14 protein-coding genes are annotated in these 14,349 nt (G+C 62.8%); 11 read left to right on the plus strand and 3 right to left on the minus strand.

Annotated elements, in window-relative coordinates; all coding sequences use genetic code 11:
- Positions 1–78: 78 nt before the first annotated feature.
- The 3 genes from LQ144_RS09605 to LQ144_RS09610 all read right to left on the minus strand — a co-directional run bounded on the left by LQ144_RS09605 (position 79) and on the right by LQ144_RS09610 (position 2,981).
- Positions 79–1,389: an MFS transporter gene (locus tag LQ144_RS09605; protein ID WP_230118396.1), complete on the minus strand. Its 1,311-nt coding sequence runs from the start codon at positions 1,387–1,389 to the stop codon at positions 79–81.
- A 613-nt stretch (positions 1,390–2,002) separates the two neighbouring features.
- Complete coding sequence (locus LQ144_RS22970; protein WP_290369743.1) at positions 2,003–2,131, minus strand: hypothetical protein; 129 nt, start codon at positions 2,129–2,131, stop codon at positions 2,003–2,005.
- A gap of 52 nt (positions 2,132–2,183) precedes the next feature.
- Positions 2,184–2,981 carry an SDR family oxidoreductase gene (locus LQ144_RS09610; RefSeq protein WP_230118398.1) on the minus strand — a complete coding sequence of 266 codons (798 nt, stop codon included), beginning with the start codon at positions 2,979–2,981 and terminating at the stop codon, positions 2,184–2,186.
- Between the two features lie 72 nt (positions 2,982–3,053).
- On the opposite strand from LQ144_RS09610, the gene LQ144_RS09615 reads away from it, so the two are divergent.
- From LQ144_RS09615 to LQ144_RS09670, 11 genes are all read left to right on the plus strand, one after another.
- On the plus strand, positions 3,054–3,644 hold the full coding sequence (locus LQ144_RS09615) for a TetR/AcrR family transcriptional regulator (RefSeq protein ID WP_230118401.1): 591 nt from the start codon (positions 3,054–3,056) through the stop codon (positions 3,642–3,644).
- A 594-nt stretch (positions 3,645–4,238) separates the two neighbouring features.
- A complete protein-coding gene (locus LQ144_RS09620; protein WP_230118404.1) occupies positions 4,239–5,630 on the plus strand; it encodes an extracellular solute-binding protein in 1,392 nt (463 codons plus the stop codon).
- A 132-nt stretch (positions 5,631–5,762) separates the two neighbouring features.
- Complete coding sequence (locus LQ144_RS09625; RefSeq protein WP_230118405.1) at positions 5,763–7,067, plus strand: extracellular solute-binding protein; 1,305 nt, start codon at positions 5,763–5,765, stop codon at positions 7,065–7,067.
- A gap of 9 nt (positions 7,068–7,076) precedes the next feature.
- The gene (locus LQ144_RS09630; protein ID WP_230118406.1) at positions 7,077–8,132 is read left to right on the plus strand and encodes a sugar ABC transporter permease; all 1,056 of its coding nucleotides are present in this window, start codon (positions 7,077–7,079) and stop codon (positions 8,130–8,132) included.
- Positions 8,129–8,959: a carbohydrate ABC transporter permease gene (locus LQ144_RS09635; protein ID WP_230118407.1), complete on the plus strand. Its 831-nt coding sequence runs from the start codon at positions 8,129–8,131 to the stop codon at positions 8,957–8,959. Before LQ144_RS09630 ends, LQ144_RS09635 begins: the two co-directional genes overlap by 4 nt.
- On the plus strand, positions 8,959–9,771 hold the full coding sequence (locus LQ144_RS09640) for a carbon-nitrogen hydrolase family protein (protein ID WP_230118409.1): 813 nt from the start codon (positions 8,959–8,961) through the stop codon (positions 9,769–9,771). The genes LQ144_RS09635 and LQ144_RS09640 overlap by 1 nt, the downstream gene beginning before the upstream one ends.
- The gene (locus LQ144_RS09645; RefSeq protein WP_230118410.1) at positions 9,768–11,546 is read left to right on the plus strand and encodes a glycoside hydrolase family 125 protein; all 1,779 of its coding nucleotides are present in this window, start codon (positions 9,768–9,770) and stop codon (positions 11,544–11,546) included. Before LQ144_RS09640 ends, LQ144_RS09645 begins: the two co-directional genes overlap by 4 nt.
- Positions 11,543–12,502: a BadF/BadG/BcrA/BcrD ATPase family protein gene (locus tag LQ144_RS09650; protein ID WP_230118411.1), complete on the plus strand. Its 960-nt coding sequence runs from the start codon at positions 11,543–11,545 to the stop codon at positions 12,500–12,502. Before LQ144_RS09645 ends, LQ144_RS09650 begins: the two co-directional genes overlap by 4 nt.
- 19 nt (positions 12,503–12,521) lie before the next feature.
- Positions 12,522–12,755: a hypothetical protein gene (locus tag LQ144_RS09655; RefSeq protein WP_230118412.1), complete on the plus strand. Its 234-nt coding sequence runs from the start codon at positions 12,522–12,524 to the stop codon at positions 12,753–12,755.
- 78 nt (positions 12,756–12,833) lie between these two features.
- Complete coding sequence (locus LQ144_RS09665; protein ID WP_290369744.1) at positions 12,834–13,316, plus strand: pyruvate kinase; 483 nt, start codon at positions 12,834–12,836, stop codon at positions 13,314–13,316.
- Positions 13,313–14,275 carry a glycerate kinase gene (locus tag LQ144_RS09670; protein ID WP_230118413.1) on the plus strand — a complete coding sequence of 321 codons (963 nt, stop codon included), beginning with the start codon at positions 13,313–13,315 and terminating at the stop codon, positions 14,273–14,275. The genes LQ144_RS09665 and LQ144_RS09670 overlap by 4 nt, the downstream gene beginning before the upstream one ends.
- The last annotated feature ends 74 nt before the right edge of the window (positions 14,276–14,349 follow it).

Here is a 14,349-nt window from a genome sequence, read left to right on the forward strand (position 1 = left end):
CGTGACGTAATGCGGGTACCCGGAGCGAAGCTGCTCCATTGGAACGGTTCTGCCTCTCAGGTCAGGTGTAGCTGATGATCAGTAGGTGCTGCCAGCGTCCGCGTGCCGGGGCGCTGCCGAGGGGAGCTTCAGCTGCCAGGTCAGTACGGCACTGAGCACGTAGAGCCCGGCGAAAATCCACATGACACCACCGACCCCGACGAGGGACAGAAACAGGGTCACGATCAGCGGGCCCAGGAAGACGGACATTCCGGCGCCGAAGTTCAGGGCTGACATCGCCGCGCCCTTGTGTTCCGGGGCGAGGGACGGCATCAGCGCGGACAGTGGCACGAAACCGGCCAGGGTGGCTCCATAGGCGGCACCGACGGCCATGGCAACCAGCAGGTTAGGGCCGGCGGCCAGGGGCACGTAGTAGAAGGCAAGGGTGGTAATGGCGCATCCGATACCGCCAAAGATAGCGATCGTGTTTCGCCAGCCGAACTTGTCCCCGACGATCCCAAAGATCAGGTTGAAGAAGATGTTGGTCAGGAACACCACGCTGAGGATCTGCAGCCACTCACTGAGTTGGAAGCCAATCTCCCGCGTGAAGAAGACCGGGAGGAACACCAGAAAGCCGAATTGGGACGCGGTGTTAATGGCGCGGACCGCTGCGCCCATGCCGACCTTCGGGTTGCGCCACAGGATGGTCAGGCTCGACGCCAGCGTCGCAACGGGCTTTTCGCCCTCCGGGGCAAGGCGGGAAAAGCCGGAGCGTTCCCGAACCGTTGTGAGAACGATAAGACCGCCGAGGATCACCAGGCCCAGGGCCATCCAGAGGGTATTGAAGGCGCCGACCGCAGGGATAGTGGCACTTGCCAGCAACGACCCGAGCGTGGGCAGGCCTCCTGTGAAAGCGAACCAGAACCAGCCAACGGCCGAGCCTAGCCGGTTTGACGGGGTGGACGCCGCGATCCAGACGAGGAAGCCATAGGCAAAGAGCGGGTAACCCAGACCGCGGAGACCGTAACAGACAAGGAGCAGGGTGTAGTCCATCGAGGGAAGCGCGACCGAGAGCAGAACAACCTGGAAACTGACCCACAGAACCAGTCCGAGGATCATCACCCTGCGCGGGTCCCAAAGATCCGACAAGGCCCCCGAGGCCCACGCGGCCACGCCCGCGGCGACCCCATACAGCGTGAACAAAAGGCCGATCTGGCCCTGGTCCAGGCCCCGGTCCAGCAGGAACGTGGACAAATATCCGGACTCGACCCCGTCACCGATCATGAAAACGAGCAACCCGAGAAAGCCCCACCGCAGCGCGTGCGGCATGCCAATACGGTCAGCCCAAGAACGCTTGGACTCTAGTGCTGTGGTCGAAACTGAAGTTGCGGAAGCGGACGATGCTGCCATTGCTATCTCCTAGATGGCGCGACACTGAACCGCCACTTTGCGGAAGGCTTCAGATGTCTGCGACGAGCGAAAGATTATGTGATCCATATAACGGCATCGACGCTAGTCCTGTCAAGAATTAAGTTATAAATAACAGTTTTTCTGTTACACCTGAAGAAATCGATGAAACGATCGTCAGCGCGTTGCCCTCATTCGTTTCCCAGAAAGGGCGGGGCTTCCGGCAAGGTGAGATGACCGAACGGCAGTACGGAGAAGGCTGAACCGTGGCGCTTACGACGGTCACCTTTCTGTTCGAACACCTCGCGCTCCATCTCGTCGGCTACTTCGCTGGTTCGCGCTGCGCCAGGGGATGGTTTGAGCATCATCCGCCGCCGGCGGCATCCGACGATGCCCGCCGACTGCACCCGATGCAATTACTTCCAAGACGGATGTGCACTGGGGTTCAGCAACGGGTCCGGCGGATGAACGTTCGCAGATTGCGCCTCAGATAGTTGGTGCCCTGAACGACGCCGAGGACTTCCCCCGCCGCCTGGTCGGAGCGATTTCCGAAGTGCGGCGTTGGTCGCCTCTCGGACGTCGCGCCGCCAGGCGAGCCACACCGACTTCAGGGCGCTCAGAACCTTCCTAGCCCCGGCAGCGAACGCGTTCCGTCGCGGAGGAAGGCGGCGCGCTGGGCAGCAAGGATGCCGTGGAAGCGCTCCGCGTCTGTGATCCGTGGTGTGGCTTGTACCGTGGGAGCCATTGTCCGCTCCTAGCGGATGCGATTGGGGCGCCGGTGAACGCGGGAGGCGTTGCTAGACATGCGCGGCCGGACGTGCCATCCGGCCCATGGTGCGCACGACCATCCGGCGCGGCAGGAACTTGGTAGCTATGGCCAGGGGCCGGCCGTTGGTCACCACCGACGGCGGCGCGGAGCGACGGTCGAGCGTCTCGAGCGCGACCCGCACAACATGTTGTGGTGTCGCCCTGGTGGTGCCGTAATCGGCGGACTGGCTGCCTGCGGCGTCGAAGAATTCTGTCTGCATTGCACCAGGGCACACGGCGAGCACGCTGAGTTCGGAGCCGTGCGCCTCCTCCCACAGGGACTCGGTGAAGCTCAGCACGAATGCCTTGGTAGCGCCGTACACACTGAGGTAGGGAGTCGGCTGGAGGCCGAGAAGGCTCGCGATATTGATGAGCACGCCCTTGCCGGCCTTCAGCGGCTCGAAGTACGCGTGGCTCAGGTCGACGAGGGAACTGACATTCAGGGCGATCATGCTCTGGAGACGCTCGGGGTCCTCGGCGTCGAACTCGTCATGGGTGCCGAAGCCGGCATTGTTGACCAGACTCGTCGCCCGGATACCCCGGCCTTCGAGCTCGGCACGAAGTGTTCGGCCGGCGTCGGGTCGACCGAGATCGCGTGCGATGACGGTCACCTTGACCTGATGAGCGAGGGTGAGTTCCTGGGCAAGCGCCTCGAGGCGGTCGGCGCGCCGAGCGACGAGGACGAGGTCGGAGCCCCGGCTGGCCAGCTGCCGGGCGAATTCTGCTCCGAGGCCAGAACTTGCTCCAGTGACGATGGTGGTCTGGGTTGTGTAGTCGATTCTATTCATGGGTACATGATATGCACGCCTGTGCACTCGGTGCAACAAAATACATCGAATGCATTCATGTACCATAAGTGCATGGTTTCTTCATCTCCTCCCCTTCGGGAGAAGACGCGTGCTGTCGTCCGTTCCCTCATTGCCCAGACCGCTATGGCTGCGTTCGCTGAAAAGGGGTACGACCAGACCACCGTCGAGGAGGTCGCTGCCGCCGCCGGCGTCTCCAGACGCACGCTGTTCAACTACTTCAAGAGCAAGGAGGACCTGGCGCTCAGTGGGCTGTCAGAACAGGGCGAGCGGATCGCTGAACGCTTCGCCGCCTCAGCTGCGGACGAGGACATCTGGGAGTCCCTGCGTGCGGCCTTCCACGTGCTTGAAGAGATCGAGACCACCACAGAACGACGACTAGAGATCGTCACCCTCCTCTTCGGCAGTGAATCGCTGCGCGCCGGGCACGCCGAGAAACAGTCGCGCTGGCAGGAACTACTCGCACCGCAGATCGAGCAGCGGCTGCCCCTTTCAGAGCACCGATTGCTCGAGGCGCGGGCGATCGCAGCGGCGGCGATCACATGCCTGCAAGCTGCCACGGAGGAATGGTCACGCCTGCGCGGGCGGGTCGACCTCTTTGACCTCTACGATGCGGCAGTCCAGGCGGTCCGCCGCGCACACTGAGTCCCCACCGATCCGCACGCCCAGCCCGCACCAGACCCATTTACTCAACGGATCCCGGCAGTACAGGACCGCCTCTGCAAGTAGGGCTGGGACGGTCGTGCCCAAGAAGTTCCTGCGAGTGTCCGGCCCGAAATCCGGCTTTGGCGGCACAGCATGATCCCTACACGGCCCCCTGATTTCCGGGAGGGATGCAAAAGGTAGAGACACCGCCCGATTGAGCTACACCCCAATCTGACGCTGGGTGCGCTGACAAGGGGAACTCGCCTGTCGGTGGGAGCCCGGCGTGGTTCTCAGACAGCTGCCCAGGCGCAGAGGTGATATCGCGACCTTTTCGTCTGGCGAGTTCCATGCCTCCGTTTCTTGGGTGCTATTTCGATGATTCCAGGGCTTCCGCACCTCCGTTTCCCGCGCCCCTGACCAGGAGTGAAGCCTGGAATCCAGTCGGGCGAAGTAGTGTTGCCGTATGTCCACTTTGCGGTTTCCGAATGTCTGTGTGCGACTCGGCGCACCCGCCGCTTCCCGGTGCGGCAAGTGCAGGGACGCCAGAAGTTGATGTTGAATCAGCTGGATCCTGCTTCGAGGAGCCCCCTCTATGTGCAACTGAAGGATTCCCTCGTCAAGGCCATTCTGGAGGGGCGTTTTGGTACTGACGGTCAGCTCCCTACCGAACACGAACTCTGTGGGCAGCTCGGAATCTCCCGCAACCCTGTTCACCGTGCAATGGCAGAGTTGTTCGATGAGGGAGTGATCATCCGACAGAGGCGCAAGGGAACCTTCGTTAACCCGGCCTGGATCACGCGGCAGTTGAGCGACACGCGCGTACGCCTGATCGTCCCGACAGAGGACTGGGCCGGTCTCGTACGAAGCGTCAGCCCGGCGGAGATCATTCTCGATGTGGAGGTTGTCCCCTTCCCGGACCTGCACCGCTACCTGCTGGCCGCGGTTGCGGGGGGCGACGCGCCTGATCTTGCGGTGCTCGACTCGGTCTGGGTCCCGCAGTTGGCCGCGGTTGACGCTCTTTGCCCGATCGATGACCTCGACGCGCAGTGGGTGGAGCAGACGTATCGCGCCGATGTGGGCCGTGCCTTTATCGAGGCCACGAGCTATCATGGTCGCGTCGTCGCGGTCCAGGCGGAAGTGGATGTTGCAGGTCTCTGGTTTGATCGCGAGAGCGTGGCTCGCGCCGGCTTTGTCCACGCGCCGACGACAGTGCGCGAGCTTCGGCAAGTCGCCCGGGGATGCCGTGAATTATACGGACGGCCGCCGATCGCGGTGCCCGCAGGACCGGACGCCGCCGAGACTGCCACCTATGTTCTGCACGGCTGGCTCAGTGCCCATGGCGCGTCCGTCATAGCTGAGGAGACGGTCGTTCTCGCCGAGCCGGCTGCCATTCGCGCGGCCCGGGCATTCTCGACGCTTGTCAAAGATGGTCTCGTCGATGAAAGGAGTGCCGGATGGGGCCGGAAGTCCGCCCTGCAGTCACTCGCGTCCGGGTACAGCCAGATTGCGCTGGGCGGCAGCTATGACCTCGCCGATCTGGCCGCACTGACCGGTCTCTCACCCATCCAGTCCCTGGACCGCTTCGGATTCGCTCCGCTTCCCGCAGCGCCCGAGCCTGGGGCGAAAGTACTCGCAGGCGGCCTCGCCTACGCCGTGTTCCGCCAATCGCGCCAACCGCATCTGGCGATGCGAATCATCCGCCGACTGATGGAAGCAACGGTTCAAATGACCGTGGCCGACACCACCGGGCAGCTGCCGTCCCGGGTCAGCGCCGCATCGGTGCTTGCGCGAGGCACGGGTTTCCTCCACGACGTGGCCCGAGTCCTCCCGGAGGCCACTACCCGACCTGCCATTCCGGAGTATGAGCGGGTAAGTGCCCAGCTCAGGCACCTCCTCGCGGCCATCGTCTCCGGCGCGTCGATTCCCCGGGAAGTGCGCCTCGCGGCCCAGGGCATCTCTGCGGTCACTGGCCTCCCCCTGGCCTGACCAGGCTTCGCTCCGTTCCCTTCCGCTGATAACCCTATCGGCCGCTTCAGCATGCCATCACCTTGACATCCGTACCCCCACCCCTCACCATTTGTAATGTCGAAGATGACAAATAAATCCTCGGAGGGCTCCATGACCATCACATTTTCGCGAGGCCGCCGCGTAGCGGCTCTCGCAACCGCACTTATCGGCGTAGCGCCGTTGGCCGCTTGCTCAGGAGGCAATCCAGGCGCCGACGCGTCCGGTAAGCCGAGCGGTGAGATCCGCGTCGTTGCGAACTGGACAGGCGTTGAAGGCCAGGCCTTCCAAGCCGTGGTCGACGGATTCCAGGCCAAGTACCCGGGCACGAAGGTGAAAGTTGATACTGTTCCCTTCGACCAAACCCAGACGCAGCTTGCACAGCAATTCGCCTCAGGCAACGCGCCCGACGCTGCCGTAGCACTTCCCAGCACAGTTCGTCAGTTCTCGAAACAGGGTCTGCTGATGAACCTGGACGATGAGTGGAAGTCCTGGCTTGACCAGGGAGCGTACAACGACTCCCTGAAATCGATCGTAATGGGCTCGGACGCCCACGCCGATGCGGTGTATTTCAAGGGCAACGTGAACGGACTCATCTGGTCCACAAAGAAGACCGACACCACCCTCGGGCTGACCAAGGCCCCCGCAACCTGGGACGAGTTCACCGCTGCCCTGGACAAGGCGAACACCTCATCCAAAGCATTTTCAGTCGGCGCCAAGGATGTCTGGGTGCCTACTCAGTGGGTTGATCCGGTCATGCTTAATGTTGCGGGTGTGGATAAATACCAGCAATTGCAGCAGGGCAAAATTGGGTGGGATGATCCCAAGATCGTTGAGGCCATGACGGTGCTCACCGGACTCATCGACAAGTATTGGTCCTCAGATGCGCTGGACACCGGTTTCAGCAACGAGGTCTGCGGCTGGGTCTCCGGCCAGCACGCCTTCGGCAACAACGGCGCCTTCGTCAACGCCGTCGTTCCGTCCTGCGATAAAAACCTCAAGCCCGGAGATGATTACTCCTTCTTCCCGCTGCCTGCGTACAAAGACCAGAAACCTGCCCAGGCAGTCAGCGGCGACCTGTTCATCGGGAGCAAGCAGACCAAGAACCCGGCTACAACCAAGGCATTCCTGGACTACGTCGGGTCTGTCGACGGCCAGTCGATCTGGGCCAAGAAGGGCGGCTACATTGCCCCGAACATGAAGGTCCCGGCGGATGTTTACCCGACCCCCAATGACAAAAAAGCTGCCGCTCTCTGGCCTAAAGACGCCTCCACCCAGGCCGGCTACGACCTCGATGACTGGATCGGAGGCGAGATCCAGGTGAAATACCGCCAGGCCCTTGATGACCTGATCCGCACCAAGGACGTCGCATCGTTCACGAAGACGATGACCAGCGTCGATACCCGCTCGAAGGGCTAAAGAAACATGATGACGAGCCGCGCCCGAACAGCGCCTCCCACCAACGCCGGGCAGAACACAAGTACGGTCCCCGTCCCGTCAGGACGCGCCAAGCGACGCGGGCGCGGCTCCGAAACCCGTCTTGCCTACATCTTCCTTGCCCCGCTGCTGGCAATCTTTGCCGGCTTCTATCTCTGGCCTGCCGTGGCGACGTTCCTTTCGAGCTTCTTCACGTGGGGAATGCTCAACCCCTGGCGGGCGGATCAGCCCGACACTTGGGTCCCTGCCGGAATTGACAACTACACCACTACGCTCACGAGTGCGGACTTTTGGAACGCTGCACTCAATTCAGTGGTATGGCTCATCGTTTTTCCGTTCCTGGTCGTGGTCATCTCCCTCGCGCTCTCCCTGCTTATCTGGGAAGCGAAAAAGGGCACCGGGTTCTTCCGCAGCGCTATCATCTTGCCGATGACGATCTCTCTGGCCGCGGTCGGTGTCATCTGGGGGTTCATCTACAACCCGGACCCCAACAAGGGGCTGCTCAACGCAGCCTTGAAGCTCATCGGCGTGGGCAATGCCGACCTGAATATCGGTCCGCTCGAGCTGCACCTTGGCCGCTGGCTGTCCAATCCCGGCGTGCTGCATCTGGGCGGGCTGGACGTCCGGCTCACCAATATCATGATCATCATCCCAGCTGTGTGGGCTTTCGTCGGCTTCGGCGTCATCACCTTCACAGCCGGCCTCACCTCGGTACCGGCTGAGTTGGTCGAGGCATCGAAGGTGGACGGGGCCTCGCGGTGGCAGACCATCCGGCACGTAACCCTTCCGAGCCTGCGGCCCTCGATTGTCGTCGTCGTCGTGATCTCGATCATCTTCGCCTTGCGGACCTTCGACATCGTGTTCGTCACGACCGGCGGCGGCCCCGCTCAAGACACCGAAGTCCTGGGATTGCTGCTGTGGCAACAGGCGTTCCAGTTCCTCGACTCCCCCAAAGCCGGGCAGGCCGCCGCGATCGCCATCATCATGTCGTTCGTACTTATTGCCGCCGCCATGCCCTTCCTCCGCAAGAACGGAAACCCCTCATGACGTCCCAGTGGCGCACGCTTACCCTCTACGCCATTCTTACCGTGGCAAGCATTGTCTGGATTGTTCCCGTTGTTGGTGCTGGTGCCATCGCCGTCCTGCCGCTTGATCAGAGCACCAAAGGATGGTGGACGGCCGACCCGGCCACGGTGACGTTCGCTAACTTCGGCCGGGTCTGGGACGGTGGCCTCTCCGGCTACGCTGTGAACAGTCTCATCATCGCCGTGCTGTCCGTGCTCATCACGCTCGCCGTCGGAACGGTCGCCGCGTACGCCTTCGCCCGGATGCGCTTTCGGTTCAAGGGCTTCGTCCACGTCATGCTGCTCACGACCATGATCGTGCCCGTCCAGATCATCCTGATCCCGCTCATCCCGTGGTTCCGGACACTGGGCCTTAACAACGGGTCATGGCAGTATCTCGGCATCGCCCTGGTCCATACAGCATTCGGCGCGGGATGGTCGATCTTCATGCTGAGCAGCTTCTTCGAAGGTATCCCGAACGAACTTCTTGAGAGCGCCAAGATCGATGGTGCGGGATCGTTCAAAGCGTTCAGCGCCATCGCCCTTCCGCTCGCCCTCCCGGGCATCGTGTCGTTCGTCATCATCGACTTCGTATTCGTATGGAATGACCTGCTTATGGGCCTCACACTGCTTGATGCCGATCACCGTCCGATCACTGTCGGACTGGCGAACCTGAACGCGCCTCAGCTCAACCAGGACGACCTCATCTCGGCCGGATCCATCCTCGCGATCCTGCCCCCGCTGCTCCTGTTTGCCCTGCTGAACCGTTACTACGTCAAGGGACTTTTCGCCGGGGCGGTCAAAGGATGATGACCGAAACGACGCGATGTGTTCGCCTGGCTGTTGTCCAGCACGTTATGCCTGTCGGCGACCCCGAGTACAGCCGCCGGCATCTCGCCGATGTGGTCAAAGAGCATGGCGACGCCGACCTCATCGTCTTTCCCGAAATGTTCATCCCCGGATACGACCTTGCCGTGGTCACTGCCCGAAGCGCCGACCTGGCTGAGCATGCCAGGACCGGGCCCACCGCGAGGCTCGTTCGGGACCTGTCGCAACGGCACAATGCGACCATCGTGGTCGGGTTTCTCGAACGCGCCGAGGACGGCAAGCTGTGCAACTCCTTGCTCATCGCCGCCCCCGACGGGGACCTCGCGACTTACCGTAAGTCCCACCTGTTCCCTGCCGAGCTGCCCGTATTTGAAGCCGGGCACCAGCTTCCGGTCATTGCAACTCCTGCCGGCGTCCTGGGACCGCAAATCTGCTTCGAGCACGCGTTTCCCGCCATCGCGACCACGCAGGCACTCGGGGGCGCCGAAATCCTTGTCATCCCCTCGGCGGTCGGAGCCGACCATGAGCACCTGATCGAGGTACGCACGCGCGCCCGCGCCCAGGACAACCAAATCTTCGCGATCGCAGCCAACTCCAACTCGCCGGGCTTCTGCGGACACTCCATGGTCGTCGATCCCCGGGGGCGCGTTCTCGCCGCGGCCGCACTCGACGACGTGGTCCTCCGCGCTACCCTCGACCTGTCGGAAATCCCTGCAGAACGGGGCCGTGAACCCTCGCTCTGGATGGGACGCCCGAACCTCTACCTCTTCGGCCACAGGGAGGACGAAGCATGAGCAAACGCAAGCCCCGAGACGTCGGCAACGGCCTGCTCGCCGCCTCGTTCACAGAGACCGCAATCCTTGCTGTCACCCGACCACACCCACTGCTCGGCATGGTCGAAATGACCGGGGCCCGGGAATTCTCGGAGGACCAGGACCGGGGAGTCGAAGCCCGGGTCCGGGCATACCGAGCCCACCTCGCGAGTGACGCCTCGGCTGCACTGCAGCTGCTCTCGAACAATCCCGTTACGCTCGAGGCAGACGTAACCACGCGCGGCTCAGGCCTGGCCTGGACCACTCGGTCCACCGGACCATTATCCATACGGTTCCGCGGCCGCCTGCAACGCCCACCCTACGCCGAAATCACCGACATCAAACCTCCGCAGCCGATCCCGCAGGACACTGTCATCGACGTCCACGGGCCTGTGCTGACCCTCCGGTCCGCCGCCCTCACCGCGGGCGCGACCATCACCGCCTCGTCACCAGCCGGTCAAGTGGGCTGGGTGCAGGTTGGAGGGGACTTCGAATGCCACGCCCCGGGCAGGACCTCCTCCGAGTTGTCATTGACCGTGGACCTCCAGGTCGACGGCGGTCTTCGCTTCCCCAGGGGAGGGACGCACGTCGTCGCTGCCACAGTCGGTGATCTTTGTGACCGAGCCATTCACGCTGCACGCGCCTACGCTCTTGGCTGCTGCGCGCTCGATGTCACCGAAGACCAAACCTGCGTCGTCACGGACCACCGCCTCCTGCCACTGTCCTGGACGCGCGACGCCTACTTCATCGTCCTGCCTCTCCTGCTCCATGGCGAAACCGGATCGGTTGAGGAAGACGTCGTACGCCGCCACCTGAACTGGCTCTTCGGGCCCGCCCGCTCCGAAGGGCCCTGGATGCGCAGCCACCTAACGGGCGGCCAGGTCAAAGACCCGGGGCTCCAGGCGGACCAGCAGCTGTATCCAGTCCTCGAGCTCGTCGACTTCCGGCGACGGTTCGGGCACTGGCCTTCAACGGACCTTCCCCATTGGCAGCGCGGCATCGAAGCTGCCTTTAGGGATCTCGTCATCTCCCCGGAAACAGACCTGCTCGTCAGCCAGGAAAACCCAGCCGACGATCCCGCCGAGTACCCGCACAACTTCTCAACCCAGATCCTGTTCTCCGAAGTGCTCAGCCGGCTCGGCCAGGTTGCAGACGAACTTGGGCTCGACGGCGCTGAGGTACGTCGAAGAGCCCACAGGGTACGCGAACAGACCAAAGCCCTGTTTCAAGTCGATAGCCCCTCCGGGCGCCCAGCCTACGCCTACGAGGTGGACGCCAGCGACGGGTACCGCCTGTACGCCGACGCCAATGACCTACCAACTGCCCTCGCGGCAGCGTGGGGTTTCTGCTCGCCGGAGGACCCGGCGTGGCGCACCACCATGGAAGCGGCCTTCGACAGCGCAGGACCCTATGCCTTGAGGGGTCCGTTCGGTGGACTCGGGTCCGTGCACACAGAAGGTGTGTGGGGGCTGGGTCTCATCCAGGAGCTCATCTTCGCGCGGGCCGTTGGCGACGATGAACGCCAGGCGCGCGTCCTTGGCACTCTAGAGGAGTTGATGTCCGAGGAGGGCATGCTGCCCGAAACTGCTGACCCCTTAACGGGCGAGTGGTTGTCCCGGCACTGGTTCGGATGGCCCGGCGCCGCGCTTGCATGCGTTCTGAGCTCCAACGATCTCCGCCCACAGCCGAACGGACCCAATCACTACGAAGAGATCGTCCCGCCACGGCTAACTCCTCAAGGAAGGAGCAGCGAATGAGGGCATCGTCAGCCATGACCGGTGTCCGTACGGTGATCGGTCTGGACATCGGCGGCTCCAAAACCCACGGCATTAAGCTGGTGGATGGGTCGGTCGTAGAAGACCGGATCGCAGGGAGCGCCAACACTCAGAACGTCAGCACAACCACGGCTTCCCGGAACCTCGCCGGCCTTCTCAAGGCCCTCGGAGCGGATGAAGCGGACGAGGTGTACGTCGGATCCGGTGGTGTGGACACCGACGCCGACAAGGCGGCACTGCGCAGCCTTATTACCCCCCATATTCCAGGTGTCGCGGTGACCATAGTTCATGACACCCGACTGATTCTTGCCGCCGCGGGCGCCCGGACAGGTATCGCCGTCATCGCTGGCACGGGCTCCGCCGTCTGGGGCATCGCCCCCGACGGTACAGAGGCAAGAGTCGGAGGCTGGGGCTATCTCCTCGGCGACGAAGGAAGTGGCTACTGGCTCGCTCGTGAATCAGTACGCCATGCACTTCACCGAGCCAACCTCGGGCTGCCCACCGATGACCTCAGCACGGCGCTGCTGGAAGAGTGCGGTCTCAACTCCCCCGAGGAACTGATCCGGCTCTTCCACGGCGGCGCCGACCGGACCTACTGGGCAAATAAGTCACGACTTGTTTTCGCCTGCGCCCAAATGGGCCACCCAGAGAGCCTCATCCTCATTCAGCAGGCAGGCAAAAGCCTCGCCGAGCAGGCGCTCCAAGTCGCCACTCGGCTCGGGATACCCGGTCCCGTGGTCCTTGGAGGAGGTCTCGGCGTCAATCAGGTCGCGCTCCAGGAATCATTCACCACCCACTTGGCCGCGCACGGACTAACGGAGGTTCACGTTCTCACGACCGAGCCGGTGTTCGGTGTCCCCTTCCTGGCTGGGAAAACATCAGCCAGCACTCCTGAAGTGGACTACATGATGATGCCCTCCACTCGAGCCCACCATTAGTACGGAGTACAAGCCCAAAATGAGCGCCACACAGTTCACGGTGAAAGACAACCCAAGCAAACTTTACTCAACCGAAGAAGTGACGGTCTCCTTTTGCAAGGACCCCAAAGTCGGACGAATTTGGGTCATGTCACGCTCAGAATTAGCCGACCTGCAGGCCGCGATTGAAGCGTACCTAGCAACAAAGCGCGGGCGGCACGACGGCAGGCCCGCAAAGGTCCGCCACGCACAAATCAACACGCGTGGGCGGTGAGGGTGCGTGCCCCCGGAATCCGTACGGACCGCCCGCTGCGGTTAATAATCGATGTCGGTGACCAATAGAGGTAGGTATATGAGACGCGCAAAAATTGTGGCTACGTTCGGCCCGGCAGTTGCCAGCTACGAAAACATCCTCGCGGTGCTGGAGGCCGGCAGTGACGTCGCCCGCATGAACATGAGCCACGGCGACTACACCGTGCCCGACGTTGCCGAACCTGACTCGACACTCCAGCACCAACCCGCGCGGGCCATCGCACAGGCAGCCGCCCAAACAGGGCTGACAGCAGCCGACTTCGATCTGATCGAAATCTATGAAGCCTTCGCCCGTGTCGCACTCGACAGCGCCGCCGCCCCTAACATCCCTGCAGAGAAAATCAACGCCAACGGGGGTGCGATCGCTCTCGGACAACCCATCGGCGCGTCCGGAGCCCGCCTGGTCCTGCATACCGGTTTGGAACTGGGCCGCCGCGGGACAGGACGCGGAGTCGATGCGCTGTGTGGCGGAGGCGGACAAGGCGATGCCATGGTCCTGTACGGACCGGACCAGACCGCATGATTCTCGTTGCGCCCGACAGCTTCAAAGGCACCTACACTGCAGCCGAAGTCGCAGCCCACATCGCCAACGGGATAAGGTCGGTCGGCGGAACAGCTCTGGAGATGCCCGTCGCCGACGGCGGCGAGGGGACTTTCGATGTCATCTTCCAAGGACTACAGGCCCAACCCCTCACCGTCAGCACCGTCGGTCCTTGGGGTGACGAAGCTAAAGCGGTCATCGGTCTTACACAAAACGGGACAGCCATTGTTGAACTGGCCTCGGCCAGTGGCCTGACCATGCCCACTGAGCAGACACGGGACCCCTTGACCGCCAACACATACGGCACAGGACTTTTGATCGCTGAAGCAGTCCGGCAGGGAGCCCAAAGGATTCTCGTCGCCGCCGGCGGGTCAGCAACCACAGATGGCGGTGCCGGAGCCATCACCGCCATCGAAGAGGCCGGCGGACTGCGCGGAGCCCAACTCGTCGTCCTGTCCGACGTCACCACCAAATTCTCCGACGCGGCTCGGGTCTTCGGTCCGCAGAAAGGAGCCGACCCGGCCACCGTCGACATCCTGACACAGCGACTAGAGCGACTCGCCGAAACCCTTAAACGCGACCCCAGAAAAGTCGACAGGGCCGGGGCGGCCGGCGGTTTCGCGGGCGGCGTGTGGGCACAGTACGAAGCGTCACTAGTCTCCGGCGCGGACTACATCCTCGACCTACTGCAGGCCGATGCGCACATCGCCGCCAGTGAAGCAGTCATCGTCGGCGAAGGCCGACTCGACTCCCAAACAGGCCAAGGCAAAATTATTTCCGGGATACTAGCCCGCAGCCGCGGCATACCCGTCTACGCAGTAGTCGGGTCAACACACGAAGACCTCGGGAGCTACGCCAGCAACTTCGCCGACATCATCACCGCCAGCGACGGACCCGGGATGATTGCCGCAGGCGCCCACATCGCAGCCAAAAGACGGTAACGCGGCAGGTTTGCGGTTTGGTTACACCCCAACCTGACGTCAGGTAAGAGGCCGATGGGCGTCAGCATAGGGTG

This window comes from Arthrobacter sp. Bi83 (assembly GCF_918698095.1).
In the GTDB taxonomy this organism is placed as follows: Bacteria; Actinomycetota; Actinomycetes; order Actinomycetales; family Micrococcaceae; genus Arthrobacter.

Excerpts from the sequence above, each read along its gene's own strand:
- LQ144_RS09665 (WP_290369744.1), top strand. The coding sequence starts at position 12,834 with ATGAGACGCGCAAAAATTGTGGCTACGTTCGGCCCGGCAGTTGCCAGC.
- LQ144_RS09615 (WP_230118401.1), top strand. The coding sequence starts at position 3,054 with ATGGTTTCTTCATCTCCTCCCCTTCGGGAGAAGACGCGTGCTGTCGTC.
- LQ144_RS09605 (WP_230118396.1), bottom strand. The coding sequence starts at position 1,389 with ATGGCAGCATCGTCCGCTTCCGCAACTTCAGTTTCGACCACAGCACTA.
- LQ144_RS09625 (WP_230118405.1), top strand. The coding sequence starts at position 5,763 with ATGACCATCACATTTTCGCGAGGCCGCCGCGTAGCGGCTCTCGCAACC.
- LQ144_RS09640 (WP_230118409.1), top strand. The coding sequence starts at position 8,959 with ATGACCGAAACGACGCGATGTGTTCGCCTGGCTGTTGTCCAGCACGTT.
- LQ144_RS09610 (WP_230118398.1), bottom strand. The coding sequence starts at position 2,981 with ATGAATAGAATCGACTACACAACCCAGACCACCATCGTCACTGGAGCA.
- LQ144_RS09650 (WP_230118411.1), top strand. The coding sequence starts at position 11,543 with ATGAGGGCATCGTCAGCCATGACCGGTGTCCGTACGGTGATCGGTCTG.
- LQ144_RS09630 (WP_230118406.1), top strand. The coding sequence starts at position 7,077 with ATGACGAGCCGCGCCCGAACAGCGCCTCCCACCAACGCCGGGCAGAAC.
- LQ144_RS09645 (WP_230118410.1), top strand. The coding sequence starts at position 9,768 with ATGAGCAAACGCAAGCCCCGAGACGTCGGCAACGGCCTGCTCGCCGCC.
- LQ144_RS09635 (WP_230118407.1), top strand. The coding sequence starts at position 8,129 with ATGACGTCCCAGTGGCGCACGCTTACCCTCTACGCCATTCTTACCGTG.
- LQ144_RS09655 (WP_230118412.1), top strand. The coding sequence starts at position 12,522 with ATGAGCGCCACACAGTTCACGGTGAAAGACAACCCAAGCAAACTTTAC.
- LQ144_RS22970 (WP_290369743.1), bottom strand. The coding sequence starts at position 2,131 with ATGGCTCCCACGGTACAAGCCACACCACGGATCACAGACGCGGAGCGC.
- LQ144_RS09670 (WP_230118413.1), top strand. The coding sequence starts at position 13,313 with ATGATTCTCGTTGCGCCCGACAGCTTCAAAGGCACCTACACTGCAGCC.